An 18074-nucleotide genomic window follows, 5' to 3' on the forward strand; every position below is an offset into this window, starting at 1 on the left:
AGAGAGGAATTGTATACATGGTTATTTTTTTATGGTGCGGACTCCGGAATTAGGGGGCCTAGCCGATTCCTCCGCTTGCAACGATGCCTGCAGACGGTAAAATAGACGAATTTTCAAGGTAGTTAATTCATTTTCTACTATTCGCTTGAATTTACCTACATACAATACAGTTAAATCACCCACCCCCACTGCTTTTTCTCCCCAATCGCCCGGCAACCTGTTCTGCAACCATATCTATCGCCGCCTTCGCACGGACGCAAACAACCACGTCCAATTTGACGTGGTTGTTATTGTTTGTATGCGTTCAGTCTTCAGCTTTCAATATGCCCCGGAACTGACGCAAAACGGAGTGACCTTATGTCTGAGTCCATGACCGCTTGCTGTATCACCTTGACAGAGCGATGGACACGGCAGCGGCAGCTTTGGCAAGTACTCGGGGCCTTCCTGCCTTCAAGTCTTAATGCGACTCCTCCACGGGGAGATCCAGCGACAAGAACCGATGGCTGATGGTCAGCTTTTTGCCCATCACCTGAACCACTGCCTCCTCCTTGGCATCGATCAACTGCTGTATCGTTCCGGTACACTTCAGCGGCAGAATCCATATGCTGTCCCCCACTTGCAGCGGACGGTTCGCCGCCGGCTGCTGCCGATCGGCTCCAGGCTCCTGACGAAGGCTTCCCGTCCCGGCAGCTTGTTGGGACAATTCTTCGCCTTGTGAAGCGTCCATACTCCCCCTCGAAATCTCCTCTTCATCGTCATCCGGCAGCGGAATGAATTCCACTACGCTGCCCGCTTCCGGCCTCTCGCCGCTCCCGTCTGCACGGCCTGCAGCCGCGCGTTCCTCCGCCCTGACGACCACATGCTCCGGCAGCCCGAAGCGGCGGGCGATCGCGAAGGCGAAGCTGTCGCCGGCCTCGCCGATTTCCAGACGATACAAGGAGCGCAGCGTCTCCGGATCGAATACCATGCGCGCATTCGTGCATCCCGGAGTTTGTGCGGCAAAGCGTTTGATCTCGTTGAAGTGGGTCGTCGCCGCTACGAGAGAACCGCGCCGCAGAAATTCTTCCAGCAGCGCGATCGATAACGCGATGCCTTCACCGGGATCGGTCCCGGCCGCCAACTCATCCAGCAGCAGCAGCGAGCGGCCTCCTGCCACCTCCAGCATCTCCTTGAGGTTGGCCATATGAGCGGAGAAGGTGCTGAGCGAGTGCTCTATGCTCTGTCCGTCACCGACATCGGCCATCACATGCTCGAATATCCCGAAGACCGTTCCTTCCCCGGCGGGGATCAGCAGGCCAGATTGCACCATAAGCGTCAGCAGGCCGATCGTTTTCAGCGTGACCGTCTTCCCTCCTGAATTCGGCCCAGTGATGATGAGCTGCCTCCACTGCCGTCCGATCGATACGTTCAACGGCTTGCATTCCTTGCCGAGCAGCGGATGCTTCGCATCGACAAGCTTGATGACCGGATGAGCGGATAGCCGAACGCGGATGCCGTCCCAGGTGCGGGACAGCTTGGCACGTGCGAATATGAAGTCTAGGGAGGCCATGACCTCCAAATTCGCTTTCAGCTTGCTGCCTTGGCTTTCCACCATTTCCGACAGCTCGGAAAGCACCATCATCCGCTCGCGCTCCTCCTCCGCTTTCCACATCTGCCATTCGGTATGCAGCTCGGCTACATCGGCAGGCTCAATAAACAAGGTCTGTCCGCTCGCCGATTCATCCCATACCGTACCCGGCACCTGCTTGCGGAAATCCCGCCTTACCGGAAGCACATAGTGCCCGTGACGTTGGCTGACCAGGTGCTCCTGCAACGCATGTTTGTATTTGCCCAATGTCTGGCTCACCTTGCGCTCGATCTTGGACTCCAACAGCACAATGTGACGTCTGGCATCGGCCAGGGCCGCGCTGGCCTGATCGGTCAGAGCACCATTGCGGATACAGCGTTCCAGATGCTCGCGGAGCGCCGGGCATTCATGCAACGAATCGCAGTAGCGGCTGATGGTCGGGGCAATCTGCCGCTTAGCGTCCATATAACGTTTCATCTGTCCTACCGTGCTTAACCAGCCATTCAATTGGCCGAGTTCCTTCTCATTGTAGATTCTTCCTCTGCCCAGCGCAGCCAGGAACGGTTCGATCCCTTCCATCGCCGACAAAGGAACGCTCGAGCCCGCTGCAAGCAGGGCGGCCGCCTCCGATGTCTCCTCCAGCCATTCTCTGACGACGGCCTCGTCCGGGCTTGGCTGATGCTGCTCGGCCAGGCTTCTGCCTCCAGATGAGATGGTGAAAGTGATCAGTTGATTTTTAATTTTGTCATATTCCAGTCGCTTCAAATTCATTTCGTTCATTGGTTCATATCCTCCAATAATAGTAATAAGCCTAAGTCGGCAGAATGCATTCAACGGTGAAAACCACTGCTATACCAAGGATAAACGGCTGCCACCGTCCTTTGGACAGGCGCGTTTACCGATGAAATACAAGAACAGGTATACGGTGAAACCAACTTATACTTCCATATATTTGCAAAAAAACAGGGATGGGTAAGAGCATACGCTCCCCATCCCTGTCATAGCGGTACGGCAAATACGATGCGGATCAAGTCCGGCACCTTCCGGGATCTGTGTCTCGGACGAATGTCCCCGACCCTGGCTGTGCCCAAACATGCATCGTTGGCCGAATAAAAAAAGCGTGCTCGAAGAGCACGCAATTTTATGCCGTCTGCAGGCGGAAATTGTCATGTTCTTAACTCAAGAGATCAGCACGATGAGCATCACGAAAGAAACCTGCTGAAATAGCAGTCAGCAAGCAAAACGACTCTGTTCATCATGACTGAATTTATCCAATTACGAGTTAAGAACGATCACCGACATCAAAATTTCCCCTTACACATTGAATTTACGTAAATCATACGTTAATCTTTCGATTTCGTCAAGTCTTCCTTCGGAATCAGCTCCGGCCTGCGGTACTCGGCCAACTGCCGATATTCAGCCTTCAGCGCAAATGGAGTCGAGATGCTGGGACAGAACGGCCTTGATCCGCTCTTTATTCACCCGATGCGGCTCCAACAAGGCATGGATGGCTATCCCATCGATCAGGGCGTACAGCTTTTCCGTTTCGATTTCTTTGTCCAGGTTGTTCCGCAGCATGTGATGGTGGTCCATGTAATCGATCAGCTTCTTCATTCCGGCATAAATTCCATCATGCTGTGCATCAAGCACATCGTTCTTGTGCCTTGTATAGAAGGTGAACGCAAACCATACCTCCATTTCCGCCATCTTATTCTCATCCAAGGGCACAAGCTCCAGCATAATGTTCAAAATCTTGTCTTTCGGAGGCAGGTCGGACATAGCGATTTGTTGAATGCGCTCCGTCGCCCGATCCTTGACGAGTTTCATTGCAAAGACGAGCAGCTCATCCTGGGTTGAGAAATAATGGCGCAGCGCGCCCAAGGATAAACCCGCTTCTCTGGCAATATTTCTTACCGTCGCCCCCTTCATCCCCTGATTTAAGATGACCCGCCAGGTTGCTTCCGCGATATGATTTCTTCTTTCTTCATGATCCACTAGTTTTGGCATGCTTTTATTATACCGGACCCTAAAGTTTTACACAATTTATTTAATACAATTGTATTATTTAAAGCCTCCTGTTATAATGTTTCTTGTTAACAAGGAATACACCGATGAAGAAGGAGCGTTCGCATGAATTTAGTAGCCTGGATGATTGTAGCCTGTGAAATTGCATTCTGGGTCGTCATTATTTTAGGATTATTTGCTAGATACGTCTTGAAACAACAGAAGCTGGGAGTGTTCCTGCTTGCATTGACCCCGGTTGTGGACTTGATTTTATTAATTACGACCGGCGTCGATTTGTACCGTGGAGCAACCGCCACTACCGCACACGCAATTGCCGCCGTCTATATAGGGGTATCGATTGCCTTCGGCAAAAGCATGATCCAATGGGCAGACGAACGGTTTCGCTATTACGTCGCCAAGCAAGGCCCCAAACCGGTCAAGCTGTACGGAATGGAGTATGCGATCAATTATTTCAAAAGCTGGTTGAAACACGTGCTGGCTTATCTGATCGGCGCCGGATGCCTTGCCGCCCTCATTTACTTCATTGACGATCCCGACCGGACGGAAGCCCTGTCTAAAATATTAAAAGTATGGACATTGGCGCTCGGAATTGATTTGCTCATAACCATTTCCAATTTTGTCTGGCCGAGGAAAGCCAACGGGTAACAAACCCCGCTTTTTTTGCAGAGGACTCTGTCTTACTGCCTTGACACTCGGCTATTTAAGCATTTAAAGTAGAAGTCAATAACCGATTTTCTTATCCGAAAGAAGTGGGTGGCTGGCCCTTGGAAGCCTCTGCACCAGTCATCCGGTGAAGGGTGCTAATTCCGGAAGCGTAGAGCTTGAAGATAAGAAGAATCATCCTGTTGCCGCAGCCTCTTCTGTTTCTGGAATGAGGCTTTATTTTTTGCTTAAGCAAGCTGTAGAAAATATGATGAGGTGATCCGATGGCGAATGAATTGATCAAAGCCCTTGCCTTGCTGAAGGAAAAAGAATGGGTGGACCTGACGCACACGTTTGGTCCGGAATCCCCGCATTTTTCCGCCTTTCCCGCCGCCGAATTTTCAGCCATGTTTACCCATGACGACGGTTTCCTGGCCCAAAGCTTTAAATTTGTCGGACAATATGGAACGCATCTGGATGCTCCTATTCATTTCGTTCGGAATACGAGATATTTGGACGAACTGGATTTGAAGGAATTGGTGCTGCCGCTTGTGGTCATCGATAAGTCTAAAGAAGCGGCGGAGAATAACGATTACGCCTTAAGCGTTGAAGATCTGCTGCGCTTCGAAGAGGAACACGGCCATATCGAACCCGGTACGTTCGTCGCGCTGCGTACGGACTGGAGCAAGCGCTGGCCGGATGTGGAAGCCTTCAACAACAAGGATGACGATGGCCATAGCCACGTGCCCGGCTGGTCTCTGGAGGCGCTGAAGGTTTTGTTCGAGGAGAGAAAAATTAAGGCGATCGGTCACGAAACGTTCGATACGGATTCCAGTCTCGATTATCGGAGAAACGGGTCGCTTATAAGCGAATACTATGTGCTGGAGCAGGACACTTATCAAGTAGAGCTATTAACGAATCTGGACAAGGTTCCGGCAACCGGCGCCGTCATTTTCAATCTTGTCCCCAAACCGGAGAAAGCTTCCGGCTTCCCGGTCCGGTCATTCGCCATTTTGCCCTGAGTTTTGAGCTTTAGCTGACAGAGAGAGTCATCTACAAACCATGATTTTATGACGTGGTCTGCGGCGGCAGCTGGGTGAAGAAACCGGAGGCTGCGGGGCGACCTGGCGCCGCCGCAGTCACCCTGCGTTTCGAATAGATGACCCTGGCTTTCGTCTTGCCAGGTCTCTATAGTTTTATTATATTTCCTCGTATCCCGTCACTTCTCGAACGAACTTTTCCAGTGCGGTGACATCGGTAATATTCTTATTGCAAACTTCGCTGTCCACGCATACATAGTTCCCGATAGCCTTGTAGTAGTCAGGTGAAGCTTTGGCCGGTCTGTGTTTCGTAATCGCAGAGAATAAAGCAACGTCTTCGTGGCGATTGCACAAAAAGCACACGCCCTTGTTCGTCGGAGTAAATCTACCCTCGATGCCGACGAATTTCCCGTTCAGAGGATAGACAAGAAACAATTTATTTGTCGCTATATCTACCCAGCCCAGATAAGTGAGATGGCGGTAATCGAGAGCGGTCAAATCAGGCTGCTTCATTTTTTTGATTTTAGGGAACAGCTTGTTAAGCTGCTTTCCCGTGATTTGCGGAAACTCCGCCAAATAAGGCTCCAACGACTCCAGATAGTGCTGGAATTGTTCGGCCGTATGAAGCGTTGCAATCTTCTCCAGCAATTGTTGTTGAAGCTCTGTGGCATCCGGGAACGCTTCGATCATTTTCGATTGAGCGCTGTATCTGACCGATTCCACCACTTTCGGGTCGGAAACGTTGCTGCAGGCATTCTTAAGCAGGCCTGTCTGCTTTTTGATTAAGTTATATTGATGGTTTCTAATGAATGGTTGGTTCATGCTCTCAGCCCCTTATTTTTTATAAAAGCGAAAACAAGGTGCAAAGCCCATTATTAGAAACGATATAAGCTCTCTCGGGCGACATGCTCTAATAACTGTCCGCCCATGCAAAGTATCGCCCTAATGCCAGGCTTTGCATGAGCAGCTTCTTCTTCCGGCAATTGAAATTGCCATCCTTAACACCCCCAGTCATCAATCAGTATATACATACTTCTGCCCCCGCATCAATCCCAAAAACAATTATAAAGAGTATATACGGGTTGAAACACCGCAAGTTTATAACATTTTACTAAGGCCGAATTTAAGTTAAAAGCTGTTCAGGACGGAGTCATCTTACCTTGCTTAAACAAAACAAGAAGCTGCGCCTCTGCTATACCAAAGGGCAGCTTCTTATCATTCTTTACGTCTAAGACAATCTGACCAGGCTGTAGTTTTTCTTGCCCTTGCGGATAATGATGAAGCGTCCGCCGATCGCTTGATCGGCAGTCACGACCAGTTCCAGATCGTTGATGCGCTCGCCGTTGATCGAGATTGCGCCCTTCGTAATGTCCTCGCGGGCCTGCCGCTTGGACGGCTCAATGCCTAGCTCGACCAGCCATTCAACGATATTTTTGGAATCCCGTGTGGCTTCGTACGTCGGCATTTCCTTGAAGCCCTGCTCGATCTCGTCCGCGGTCAACGATTTAATATCCCCGCTGAACAAAGCGGCTGTGATCCGCTTCGCCTGCTCCAGCAGCTCCTCGCCATGGACAAACCTTGTCATTTCTTCGGCGAGTGTTTTTTGCGCTTCGCGCTTATGCGGCTCGGTCCGTACCTTCTCCTCCAGCTCGTCAATCTGCTCCTTGGACAGGAAAGTGAAGTACTTCAAGTATTTCACGACATCGCGGTCATCGGTATTGGCCCAGAACTGGTAGAACTCGTAAGGAGTCGTTTTGTTGGGATCTAACCAGATCGCCCCTCCCGCCGTCTTGCCGAATTTCGTGCCGTCAGCCTTCAGCATTAGCGGAATGGTCAGACCGAATGCTTTGGCCTCAGGTCCTTTCTTCTTACGAATTAGATCCAGACCGCTTGTAATGTTGCCCCATTGATCGGAGCCTCCGATTTGCAGCTGTACGTCTTCATTCTCATACAGATGCAGGTAGTCAATCGACTGCAGAATCTGGTAGGAGAATTCGGTAAACGAAATTCCGCTTTCCAGCCGGCTGGCCACAACATCTTTGGCAAGCATCGAGTTGATGCTGAAGTTTTTACCGTAATCGCGCAGAAATTCGATAATATTGATTTTGTGCGTCCAGTCGTAGTTGTTGACCAGGCGAATTTGGTTGTCTCCTTCGGTGATAAACAGCTTTTTCAACTGGGCCGTCAGCGCCTCGACATTGGCCTGGACTTGTTCCAGCGTTTGCAGAGAGCGCTCCGTTTGGCGGCCGCTCGGATCGCCGATCGTCCCCGTTGCGCCGCCGATCAGAATGACCGGACGATGGCCGGCAAGCTGAAAGCGTTTCAGTACCATGAATGGAATCAAGTGGCCGATATGCATGCTGTCGCCGGTCGGGTCCACACCACAGTATAATGAAATGGATTTCTCATTAGTCAATTCGCGAAGCCCTTCGGCGTCGGTCTGCTGATTGATGGCGTCGCGCCACTCGAGTTCGTCAATAATATTCATTGCCTTGCCACTCCTTCAATTAATATCTGCCATAGCAAGATGATTTTACGTTGAAAATAAAAAAACGCCCCTTGTCTATTGTAGACATAGGGACGATTGTATAACCGCGTTACCACCCAGATTGCACCAATGGGAGCCGGCGCTTGCGCGCTCCATTCGTGCCGCTCTCGGCGAAATATCGTTCGCCGCTTCCGCTCGGCATTACCCGAGATACTCCAGAGTGTAATTCGCCGGCTTAATGTGTATCGGGTTCCATCACCCCCGACTTTCTGGAACAGGGATTAAGCGACTACTGGGCTCTTTCAACGTATATCACATATAAGATTACAGAACAGTATAGTGAAATAATTTATCCATGTCAACCGGATGGAGCTTATTTATATGATTATTCTATAAAGCGTCCTATTCCGAATACAAGGCAGCCGATCAACGATGAAGCTTAAGTCTACTCTACCTTAACTATAAATGCATATAATCCGCTTTTATTCTTCCCCCACTCGGCACGAATGGAGTAGATATACTCCCCTTTTTCCTCCGGAAGAGTAAATTTGTTAGACTCAAGTTCAACCTCTTCTCTGCTTTCCTGCCCTTCCCATCTGGACAGGATCATGCGGTCCGGCTTGCCCGAAAATTTAATGGTGACTTCTGTACCCGGTGAAACGGCGACCGGCTCCGTGTCTTTGACCAAATAATCCGGTCCAGGCGCATCTGCAACGACATTTTTCCAGGAGTACGTGCCCAGAACGACCGGAATTTTGATATTATCGGCGGTTAGGCTTGGCATTGGCGGACGGCTGCTGCACCCGACCAGAAGGATGGCCAAAACCGTGAACAAAACAAACCATTTTCTCATCCCTTCTCCCCCTATACTTATATATTTTCCAAGCTAAGCTTCTGTTTCCTTGGCTAATCAAGGTCTCCGCATGTGCCATAGATTCAGCTTGCCTGCGTTATGGACGAAGGCTGCTCTAAGCATACCATCCGGGCTTGACTTCTTCAAAACCATGGTGATCTTCTATCACTCTATGGAGCTTTTCCAACATCTGATCCAGTTCCTCCGGCTTCACCCGCAGAATCCATACGATGGATGAAAAAATACTCATCGCCAGATACAAGGAATATAACTTCCAGAAAAGCTCATCCGGATGGCTCCCCTTGTGATACCCTACGATTTGACCGATCGCAAAAGGAACACTCACTTCGCTGCTGAATAATCCCGTTTTCAAAAATTCATGGATCGGGTCGCCCCAGTCATAGCGGTTAAAATCAATAATCCCCGCCAACTTCTCATCCTTAATGATCAAGTTCCCGACATGAAAGTCATCATGCTGAAATAAGTTGGGACGCTGCTTCATCAGATGAATATAGTCATCGATAAAAGACCCGATCCGGGGAGCCTCCCTCAGCTTATAACCGCAAGCTTGATACTGCTCTATGTACTGTCTGTGCTTCTTATATTTGCGTTCGAACCATCCAGGGACTTCAGCAGAAGCGGTATATTGATGCATCCTGAGCAGCTCTTCCCCCGCCTCCTTCCCAATGGCATACTGGGCTTGTTCGGATAAAGCGCCGATATGCTCCTCGGCATCTTCACCTTCAATATAGGATAGGAGCATGTATCCTTTATCCAACGGCTCCACGGCTCCGAAATCAACCGGTCTCGAGCATTTTACGTTGTATTTCTCCATTTTTTGCAGGACATTGAACTCGCTTTTTTTGGAGTTCCAGTGCTTCAAATCAAACATTCGCAAAAGATACCGCCTACCATCCGGATGTGAGACACGGTATTTCTCGTCATTCGAATAGCCTTTATGAATGCGGACAAGCTTGTGATCTCCCGTCAAATACGGGATGTACCGGCCTAGCCTGGAAAGAGCCTGATCGTCCATGAATCCTCCTTTCACTTTCTTGAATGAAGTCCGACATCATGATGGTTTATCCGTATTATAGCGGAGATGCCGATGTTTAGCTCGTTATTTTTTCGAGCAGTCCGAATGAATCCGTCATTGACATCCTGATGTTCAAATTAATATAATCTGGCGTCCCAATCGTCATTTTCCTGGTTATATCCCTTCTCAATCTCGATGGTTCTCGGGCTGAACCTTGCCCTTCCTCCGATTCATATTGATTCGCGGAACAACCTTCCACAAATGTCATAAGTAAATGCTCATGTCCATTTTCCACTTGATAGCCAACAACTCCAGGGACTGGAAGCTTGTCCTCTAATCATCGCAGCCTTCAGCCTCATCACACAAACTTTCCGGATACTCTATACACTATATTTTTAAAATAAGCTCCTGACGGAGACCTGAGGGAAAGCCAACGTCGCATCCGGGTCGGTGAAGACATCGAAAAGACGAGCAAAAATACATTAAAATCGTGCCCTTTTCCAAAAAGAAGGCGAAAGACGCTCAAATGTGCACGTCTTTTTCACAAAATGGGGCCATTTCGCAAAAATCGCTCCAAAGACGTGCATTATCGCTTTAGAATAGGGCATTGCGTGGCTTTTTCTAAAAAAGACGTGCATTATCGCTTTAGAATAGGGCACTCCGCGGTTTTTTCCAAAAAAGATCTGCAGTTTTGCTTGTCTTTTACTCCATCCGGTAGACGATCCGGGGTTGTCCAAAAAAGTTCACTACTAAAACGAAAATCAAGGCTTATCTGCCGAATTTAAGCTGCGAAAGTTGAATTATTAAGCTCTAATATATTCAAAGATTGATAGGAATTATCTTTATTATCTCTTCCGGGTTTATTATTTTGCTTGGTAAGCTCAATGGTTCAATGTTCGTTCATAGATATACCTCTGACATTAAGCTTTCTTCCTCTCTGTTCCAAAATTGACCATCAATATAATCGAAATTCTTCAATAAACTGTAGAAGCCTTTGTTCGGAATAATCCAAGTCTACTCGCCTACTGTATCCATTGACTCCTGCGAATTTTGTAATGATTATATGGCTCGTTGTCGATCTCAATCCTGTTCACAAGGTCAAACCCGCATTTTTGAATCACTTTATTGGAGGGAAGGTTATGGGTCAGAGCTACCGCGTTCAATTCCTCCACCTTCGTGTGCTCAAATAAATACTTGATTGTCGCCTGTACGGCCTGGGTAGTGTACCCCATACTTCTATGATCTCTGGAGATGGCAAACACAATCTCTCTATTTGGCGGCGGTAATTCCTCCTTTATCCCCGTACAGCACCAGCCTATAAACTCGCCGGTTGCCTTCAAAATAATTCCTAGACGAAGACGAAGCTGATCAATATGCCCTCCTTCTGTGATCGCTTGGAGGAATTTTTTATTCTCGACCATTTCATAATGGATTAACCAGTGAAGCCTTTGCTCCTTAGGAACGTTCCAATCCGGCAAAAACTCTGTAATCTCGGGCTGTTGCGTCAGAGCATATAAGTCATCCAAATCTTCAGCTCTATATTCTTGTAAAATAATGTCGCTGCATTCAATGGTGAACTCATCGTCCGTGCGCTTAAGCTTCTTATCCGCATCCATATAAACCCTCCTATCCCAAACTTTCTGCATTAGTGCTTGATCTCCTGAAAACGACGAAGTTTATCCGGGTTCATGACCATATAAATGTTCAAAATTGGTCTTGAGCGCGGTTCCCAGTGAAAACAAATCGCCAGAACGGCTCGCCATTGGCGGGTTAACAGCACCCCGACCTCCCCGTTCAAATGAACGGCTGCCATCTCCCCGTCGAAGGTGCCTTTGGTCTTCACGCCACGCAGGAAAGCAAGTACGCGGTCCATGCCAAAGATCGGCCTGTAGGCTGCTTTTGTTTTGCCGCCGCCATCCGTAATGAGCGTCACTTCTTCCCGCAAATGCTTGACGAGGCCTTGGACGTCCCCGGTTTGAACGGCATGAATGAACTGTTTGACAAAAAAGGCCGCCACTTCACCTGACTCTTCCTCCAAGCCCTCTGCCGGCTCCGGTGCTGCCTGATTCATCTTCTGCTTGGCCCGGCTGAATATTTTCCGGCAGTTGCTCTCGGTCCGCTCCAGCATCCCAGCTATTTCCGGGTAGCTATATCCCAAAATATCCTTCAGGATAAAGAGCGCCCGTTCCTGCGGAGACAAAGTTTGCAGCATGACCAGCAGCGCGTATCTCACTCGCTCGTCCCTTTCCGCCTTCTCTTCCGGCTGTCCATCGATGCTGTCCAGGATCGGCTCCGGCAGCCACGGGCCCACATACTGCTCCTTCTGGCGGGCACCGGACTGCAGTAAATTAAGACAGCGGTTAATTGTCGTTTTCACTAAATAGGATTTTGGGCTTACCACCTGGTTCCAATCCTGCCTGGATAAACCTACAAATACATCGTGCACGATATCTTCCGCATCCGCTACCGATCCCAGCATGCGGTAAGCGATCCGGAACAGTTGGCCTTTGTAATCGGAGTAAAACTCTTCGAGCAACAACTCCATCTCCTTCCCGTTTAATCAACCGGCACCCTCCAGACTTGATGCGCCTCTGCTCTTTCTGACATATTATACTTCTCTCTAAGCTGAATGTCACAAATCGGGGGGCTTGATTGTCTTAACTAATGCAAGCAAACATTTAATCAGGAGGAATTGGAAATGAGTCTAAGAATCAATCACTATCAAGCAAATTCTGGGGCCTACGAGGCCATGATGGCACTGGAAGCCTTCGTCAAAAAAAGCGGCTTGGATCCGGTCTTATACGAGCTGATTAAAGTGAGGGTTTCGCAAATCAACGGCTGCTCATTCTGTATCGATAAGCACGGTAAAGATATGCTGAAGAATGGCGAGAGCATCGACCGCCTCCTGCTTCTGACCGCATGGCGTGAAGTCTCCCTTTATTCGGACAAGGAAAAGGCCGCTCTGGAGCTGGCCGAGCATGTTACCAACATTGGGGAAGCCGGAGTGCCGGACCATGTGTACGATCAGGTTCGTGCCCATTTCGACGAGAAGGAATATATTGACCTGATCATGGCGATCAATACCATCAACGGCTGGAACCGGCTCGGAATAGCTACCGGAATGTCGCCGGGCTGTTTCGTCCGCTAATTTTCCGGCTTCGAGCGGATCCGTTATTATCATAGCAATACGACAAAGGCAGGCCTACCCTCGTTATCCGAAGGATGGTCTGCCTGTTTTTCGTTCCTATCCTATTGTCCCAGTAGATAATTTGAAGTTTCCGCCCCGTGCAGCTTCTAACGTTTACTTCCCCTCCGGTTGGTGCTCCTGCTGCTCCATCACGACAGAACCGTCATCCAGTCGAAGCCAGGTGTCGAACCGTCGTTCACCGGCGTGAAGGCGAATCATTCTTGCGCCGCGCGGGAACCCTTCGCGTCCGTACGTATTGAACCCGGTCGCCCGTCCGTAACAGAGCCTGATTCCGTGAAGCCAGCCGGTATAATCGTTGATATGGTCATGCCCGACGAAGGTTCCCATGACGTCGCCCCTTTCAACCATGGCCGAGAATAATCCGCTGTTCACCTGCGGACAGCATACTTCCTCATACTTATGCCCGTAACACACCTCTCGCTCCCATACTTCGCGGTACTCAGGCAGCGGAATATGGAGAAAAGCAAGTCCCGGCAGCGGGCTGCCCCCATTCTGTGCCGTCAAGCGGACGGATTCGCGCTCATACCAGGCGACCTGGTCTCGCCGAATCCAGTCATACCCTTTGACATGCGGAATACAGGACATATTTCCGGAATCGAAGAAATAAAGCACCGCTCCGGTTTTCCCATCCGCATTTTGTATTTGTATTATATAATTTCCGACTCCGCTGATTTCGTCCGGGCCGGGTTCGGCAACCGCATAGCGGTATTCCGTCACCGCCTCCATCAGTTCCTGTCTCGTAATCTGGGCTTCCGTATCATGATTGCCGAATACTACCGCCCATGGCACCTGATGATCCTCGACAACGGAAACGGCGGCGCGAAACGATTTAACAGGGTCATGACATCTTCCTGCGGTAATCACATCACCGGTAAAAACGACAAGATCGGGCTGCTCCTCCCGAATTACCATCTGCATCAGTTCGCGGGAGCGGGTATTTTCCCGTTCGCTATCCAGTCCGGGCTCTCCCCAATCATTCCAATGGACATCCGTAAACTGCGCAATCGTAAAGGTGTTATTTTCGCGAAAAGTGAACACAGACTTCATAGGAATCTGTTCCTCCCATCTTAATCTTGCAAGGATGCGGTAAGCTTGCTTGCCTTCCATTCCTGAAAAACTAACGACTGCCGTATAGCTGAAGCCAATAACCGCTCGGCTGCTTCATCGGGCAACATACCGCAATATCAATTTAATTGAATGCGCTTTCGAAGTTTAGCCGTACGCAGCAGCCACCCTGTCAAATGGAGCCCTTCCTCCGGATGAAGATCAGATCAACCTTCACCGATTCTACTCCGCCAACCTGATTTCTACATTTTTCTCCTGCAGGTGCCTGATCCATTCCGCAGGGCAATTCCGATCGGTCACAATCATCGATACTTCCTGAAGATCTGCAATTTTGGCAAATGTAGTCACCCCCAGCTTGGAATGATCGGCCAAGACGATTGCTTCTTCCGCGCGCTCGATCATTTTGCGGGAGATGCTAGCCTCGTTGACATCGTAGTCCGTAATTCCATCCACCAGCGAGACACCTCCGACGGAAATAAACGCTTTATGAACCTTAAACTGCTCAAGCATCCGTTCTGTCAGTGATCCGCCAGCCGACTGCAGCTTGACGTCCACCTCGCCACCGGCAAAAAAGATCCGTCCCGGAAACATCTCCGCCGCCAGCAGCATGGCCGAGATCGAATGTGTAACAATCGTTACATCTGACCGATCGTGCAAATAACGGATCACTTCAACTGTAGTCGTCCCGTTGTCAATCATGATCGTTTCCCCGTCATTGACGAGCCGGGCAGCGCATCTGCCGAGCGCCTCCTTCTCCTCCCGGTGCATTTGCGCTCTTTGCAAAAACGGTGGCTCGATCATGTTCAGTCGCGTTTTGACGGCCCCGCCGTACACTTTTTTGAGCAGGCCTTCTTTTTCCAACCGATCCAGATCACGGCGTATCGTTTCCATCGAAACGTTCAACTGCTCCGATAACTGAGGTACCCGGACCTTTTCCTCTTTCATCAGTTGCTCCAGAATCGTCCTTTTCCGCTCTTCAAAGGTTAATGACATCCCTTCACCTCCTGAAATCACCAAATCGGGCGGAACTCCTCTGCAAAACCACATTCTTAATGACTGTTCTGTTGGTTTTTATCTATAATACAAACCATTCTTGACTGTTGTCAATGGATTTTTGTTGTATGATGTGGTTTTCGTATTGGTCAGCCACAAAAAAAAGAGAGAGAACCTTAACGTTCTCCCTCTTCCTTCACATTCACTCTCAAGCTAGCCGTTCCCGTTCCCAAACCTTCTGGCAGCTCTGGCACGAGCCCGTTCGATCTCGATCTCCCGATTGCGAGGCCCGGCCTCGGTCACGAGTGAATCCAGCAAACGGCGGGCCGCCAAAGCCACTTCATCGACAGCGCGATCGAACGCCTCCTCGTTCGCCTTCGAAGGCTTGTTATAGCCCGATAGCTTCCTTACGAACTGGAGGGCGGCCGCCTGTACCTCCTCATCGGTGGCCGGAGGATCGAAATTGAACAAGGTTCTGATGTTTCGGCACATAGCTTTCTCCTTTGGATAATCGTTATCTATTATCCATCTTACTACTTATTGATCACACTTGCATCCATATACATTACTTCCCACAGATGGCCGTCGAGATCCTCGAAACTCCGCTGGTACATGAATCCATGGTCCATCGGCTCGTTCGTCTGCTTTCCTCCGGCGGCCAGAGCCCGGTTAACCATTTCATCCACCTGTTCCCGGCTCTCTGCCGACAAGGCGATGATCGCTTCCGTACTCTGCGTGGCATCGGCAATTTCCTTCTTGGTGAAATCTTTAAAGCGGCTTTCCACCAGAAGCATGGCAAAGATATTGTCGTGTATTACCATGCAGGTCGCCTTGTCATCCGTAAATTGGGCATTGAATTCAAACCCTAATGCCGTGAAAAAATCAATCGACTTCTGCAAATCTTTAACTGGTAAATTAATAAAGATGTTTTTCGTAATCATTTTCATTGATATCACCTCTAGGTTTATGAATTACTTTGATTGTAGCACATGACCCGACAGCAAATTTCTTATGGATTGCTATGATGACGACAATGATAATGACAACGAAAAAGTCAAGGGAACGATATTTAAACCAACCCGATCTTTATTTATGGATGTCTGCCTGGATTTCATAAGCTGATTTGCCTCTAATTGCACTTGAAATCGCAGCTTTTTCAGAAACCGCTTTATTGATCAACCTAGCTGCGATTTTCAACTTACTTTTCGTCCATTGCCCTATTGTTCATTGAATTTACCTGAGCTAAAGCGTTTACCATCGAAGCGATGGTTTTCTTCACTCAGCGAAAGCAGACCCCGGCTCATAATGAATGGGTATGCTGAAGAACGCGATTAAGAAACTGGTTCATCAATAAAGGCAGCGAAATGAGAATGGGCGGATCGTCCAGGCGAGGTGTACGCAGCATGACCTGCTGATAAGGAACTGCGGAATAAGGCTCCACAATAATGGGCTGCCTGGACCGGGTACGCAAGGTGGTATGCGGCAGCAGAATATCCTTCGCCTGCATCCCCCAGGAAACCGATGTGGCCATTAAATAGTATGTGCCCGGCTTAACCCCCTCGAAGCAAAACTCCCCGACGGAGGACAGAAGAGTTCCGTATAACGGAATCCCTTCGGGAATAGGCTTGGCAAACAAGCCGATCAGAATGACCCCTTCGAACGGAATCTCTGACTGGATATTCCCTTCTACACGTGAATACGCGCTTGCCGATGCATGAGAGACAGACCAGCGCTCCAGCCTCTGCAAGGAACGGAAATGGTTATCCGCCTGCAGCACCTGATTCCGAAAGTCTGCCGGAGTCACGCCTACCCGTTCGGTAAAGCGGGTCGTGAAGGTTCCGAGACTCTGCTGGCCGATCTCCAGACCGATATCGCGAATGCTTAAATTCGTGTTCAATAATAAATCCTTGGCCTTCTGAAGCCGCAGGGAGGAAATATAATAGAGCGGGGGAAGCCCCATCCGCTCCTTGAAAATCCGGGCGAAATGATAGGGGCTGTAAGCCGCATAACGAGCCAGACGGTCAAGCGATAACGGTTCATAGATATGCTGGTGAATATAGGCAATGACCCCGTCTATTTCCGGATATCGGTCGGTCACAGTCCCACACCTCTCTTCTGCCGGGATCGGAATAACAGAACGTTAGTTCGTGTAATATTATATATTAATGAGCTCACCTAATCAACTGTTCAGATGAAAAAAATGTTGAGATGAAAAAAAACGGGTCCACTGCGCGAACCGTTTTACAGAAGCCTGGGACACCCCAAGATGATAGAGAAAAGGACCAGACAGGATCGGCAAAATGCACCCCTAAAGAACGAAGACCAGCAAATGTGCAGGTCTTTGCAGGCATTATGGCCGAAATCCGCAAAGGACCAGCAATAGTGCAGGTAAATTTGGCGATTTTGCCGATTTTCCGCTTTTGGCGGGAAAAGACCTGCATTTTTGCTCGTCTTTCCCAAGATTTGCCGAATCTGCGCAAAAAGACATGCACTTTTGCTCTTCTTTGGGGACAGGATCGGCAAAGTGCACGCGTCTTGGCCGGGTTTGGACGGATTCTTGCCAAAAGACATGCATTATTGCTTGTCTTGGATGTACGCTTCTTTACTTTCGTTCCCCGGCACTCCGCGACCTATGGACTTTTCGCTATATGGGATAATAACGCATTACTATACATACCAACTTACAGATCATATCGATATTTACAGCCATAAAGTTCATCTATCCCCTGAGCTTGGCAGCCAACAACAGGTCACCAGCCGATAACAGGATGGTCTTGTTCTATTCTAATGCGATACAAATTCATAAGCCGTACTTGCTCCTCGCTTAGCTTCCGCTGGTCCCAGTACATATGCATCCCGGGAAGCATCGTTTCCACCTCATGCCCGTTTACGGAAGCTATGGCAGGCGAAACCCCGACTCCCTGTTCGTACAGAAAATTAGTCCACTGGACTTCTTCCAATTGCTCTTCATAGGTTCTGTATTGGCCGATCCGTGCATAATATATCCCTTGATTTCCGTAACAGCGGTACATTCCGTCGCTCACGGCTTCAATTTTTTGCAGAACGACAGGATACCTTTCATTAAGAAAATTCAAGATATCTTCACTCACAAGTTCGCACCTCCTCACCATCCTTCTTGGTTCCATGCAGGTTAACC

The 18074-nt window shown here is 49.2% G+C and carries 17 protein-coding genes, 1 pseudogene and 1 other annotated feature; of the genes and pseudogenes, 4 read left to right on the plus strand and 14 right to left on the minus strand.

Annotated features, from left to right (window positions below):
* Positions 1-457: 457 nt before the first annotated feature.
* Complete coding sequence (locus ACFQ03_RS04030) at positions 458-2347, minus strand: endonuclease MutS2 (protein WP_379286237.1); 1890 nt, start codon at positions 2345-2347, stop codon at positions 458-460.
* Positions 2348-2983: 636 nt separating this feature from the next.
* Positions 2984-3574, minus strand: a complete 591-nt coding sequence (locus ACFQ03_RS04035; RefSeq protein ID WP_150960592.1) for a TetR/AcrR family transcriptional regulator — start codon at positions 3572-3574, stop codon at positions 2984-2986.
* A gap of 123 nt (positions 3575-3697) precedes the next feature.
* Here ACFQ03_RS04035 and ACFQ03_RS04040 point away from each other — a divergent pair, with 123 nt between their 5' ends.
* The 3 genes and pseudogenes from ACFQ03_RS04040 to ACFQ03_RS04050 form a co-directional block, all read left to right on the plus strand.
* Entirely contained in the window at positions 3698-4237 is a 540-nt protein-coding gene (locus tag ACFQ03_RS04040; protein ID WP_379286239.1) for a hypothetical protein, read from the plus strand.
* Positions 4238-4518: 281 nt separating this feature from the next.
* Positions 4519-5256, plus strand: a complete 738-nt coding sequence (locus ACFQ03_RS04045) for a cyclase family protein (RefSeq protein WP_379286241.1) — start codon at positions 4519-4521, stop codon at positions 5254-5256.
* Between the two features lie 47 nt (positions 5257-5303).
* Positions 5304-5428, plus strand: a pseudogene (locus ACFQ03_RS04050) (formylglycine-generating enzyme family protein); the annotation flags it as partial.
* 5 nt (positions 5429-5433) lie between these two features.
* On the opposite strand, the gene ACFQ03_RS04055 reads toward ACFQ03_RS04050, so the two are convergent.
* From ACFQ03_RS04055 to sigJ, 6 genes are all read right to left on the minus strand, one after another.
* A complete protein-coding gene (locus ACFQ03_RS04055) occupies positions 5434-6096 on the minus strand; it encodes a FusB/FusC family EF-G-binding protein (RefSeq protein ID WP_379286243.1) in 663 nt (220 codons plus the stop codon).
* A 406-nt stretch (positions 6097-6502) separates the two neighbouring features.
* Positions 6503-7762, minus strand: coding sequence for a tyrosine--tRNA ligase (gene tyrS / locus ACFQ03_RS04060; protein ID WP_379286245.1), 1260 nt, complete (start codon positions 7760-7762; stop codon positions 6503-6505).
* A gap of 85 nt (positions 7763-7847) precedes the next feature.
* Positions 7848-8077, minus strand: a binding site (T-box leader).
* A gap of 130 nt (positions 8078-8207) precedes the next feature.
* A complete protein-coding gene (locus ACFQ03_RS04065; RefSeq protein ID WP_379286247.1) occupies positions 8208-8615 on the minus strand; it encodes a hypothetical protein in 408 nt (135 codons plus the stop codon).
* A gap of 115 nt (positions 8616-8730) precedes the next feature.
* Positions 8731-9651 carry an aminoglycoside phosphotransferase family protein gene (locus tag ACFQ03_RS04070; RefSeq protein ID WP_379286249.1) on the minus strand — a complete coding sequence of 307 codons (921 nt, stop codon included), beginning with the start codon at positions 9649-9651 and terminating at the stop codon, positions 8731-8733.
* A gap of 1022 nt (positions 9652-10673) precedes the next feature.
* Complete coding sequence (locus ACFQ03_RS04075) at positions 10674-11267, minus strand: GNAT family N-acetyltransferase (protein ID WP_379286448.1); 594 nt, start codon at positions 11265-11267, stop codon at positions 10674-10676.
* Positions 11268-11296: 29 nt separating this feature from the next.
* Entirely contained in the window at positions 11297-12187 is an 891-nt protein-coding gene (gene sigJ / locus ACFQ03_RS04080) for an RNA polymerase sigma factor SigJ (protein WP_379286251.1), read from the minus strand.
* Positions 12188-12349: 162 nt separating this feature from the next.
* Between sigJ and ACFQ03_RS04085 the strand changes: the two genes are divergently transcribed.
* Positions 12350-12799, plus strand: coding sequence for a carboxymuconolactone decarboxylase family protein (locus ACFQ03_RS04085; protein ID WP_144933790.1), 450 nt, complete (start codon positions 12350-12352; stop codon positions 12797-12799).
* 153 nt (positions 12800-12952) lie between these two features.
* On the opposite strand, the gene ACFQ03_RS04090 is transcribed toward ACFQ03_RS04085, so the two are convergent.
* The 6 genes from ACFQ03_RS04090 to ACFQ03_RS04115 all read right to left on the minus strand — a co-directional run bounded on the left by ACFQ03_RS04090 (position 12953) and on the right by ACFQ03_RS04115 (position 18027).
* Positions 12953-13906, minus strand: coding sequence for a metallophosphoesterase family protein (locus tag ACFQ03_RS04090; protein ID WP_379286253.1), 954 nt, complete (start codon positions 13904-13906; stop codon positions 12953-12955).
* Positions 13907-14146: 240 nt separating this feature from the next.
* On the minus strand, positions 14147-14917 hold the full coding sequence (locus tag ACFQ03_RS04095; RefSeq protein WP_379286255.1) for a DeoR/GlpR family DNA-binding transcription regulator: 771 nt from the start codon (positions 14915-14917) through the stop codon (positions 14147-14149).
* 213 nt (positions 14918-15130) lie between these two features.
* Positions 15131-15409: a DUF2277 domain-containing protein gene (locus ACFQ03_RS04100; protein ID WP_150960587.1), complete on the minus strand. Its 279-nt coding sequence runs from the start codon at positions 15407-15409 to the stop codon at positions 15131-15133.
* Positions 15410-15450: 41 nt separating this feature from the next.
* The gene (locus tag ACFQ03_RS04105; RefSeq protein ID WP_144933794.1) at positions 15451-15864 is read right to left on the minus strand and encodes a VOC family protein; all 414 of its coding nucleotides are present in this window, start codon (positions 15862-15864) and stop codon (positions 15451-15453) included.
* A 353-nt stretch (positions 15865-16217) separates the two neighbouring features.
* Positions 16218-17015: a helix-turn-helix domain-containing protein gene (locus ACFQ03_RS04110; RefSeq protein ID WP_144933795.1), complete on the minus strand. Its 798-nt coding sequence runs from the start codon at positions 17013-17015 to the stop codon at positions 16218-16220.
* Positions 17016-17667: 652 nt separating this feature from the next.
* Positions 17668-18027 carry a hypothetical protein gene (locus tag ACFQ03_RS04115; RefSeq protein ID WP_379286257.1) on the minus strand — a complete coding sequence of 120 codons (360 nt, stop codon included), beginning with the start codon at positions 18025-18027 and terminating at the stop codon, positions 17668-17670.
* Positions 18028-18074: the final 47 nt, after the last annotated feature.

It is taken from the genome of Paenibacillus residui, assembly GCF_042677205.1.
Taxonomy (GTDB): domain Bacteria; phylum Bacillota; class Bacilli; order Paenibacillales; family NBRC-103111; genus Paenibacillus_L; species Paenibacillus_L residui.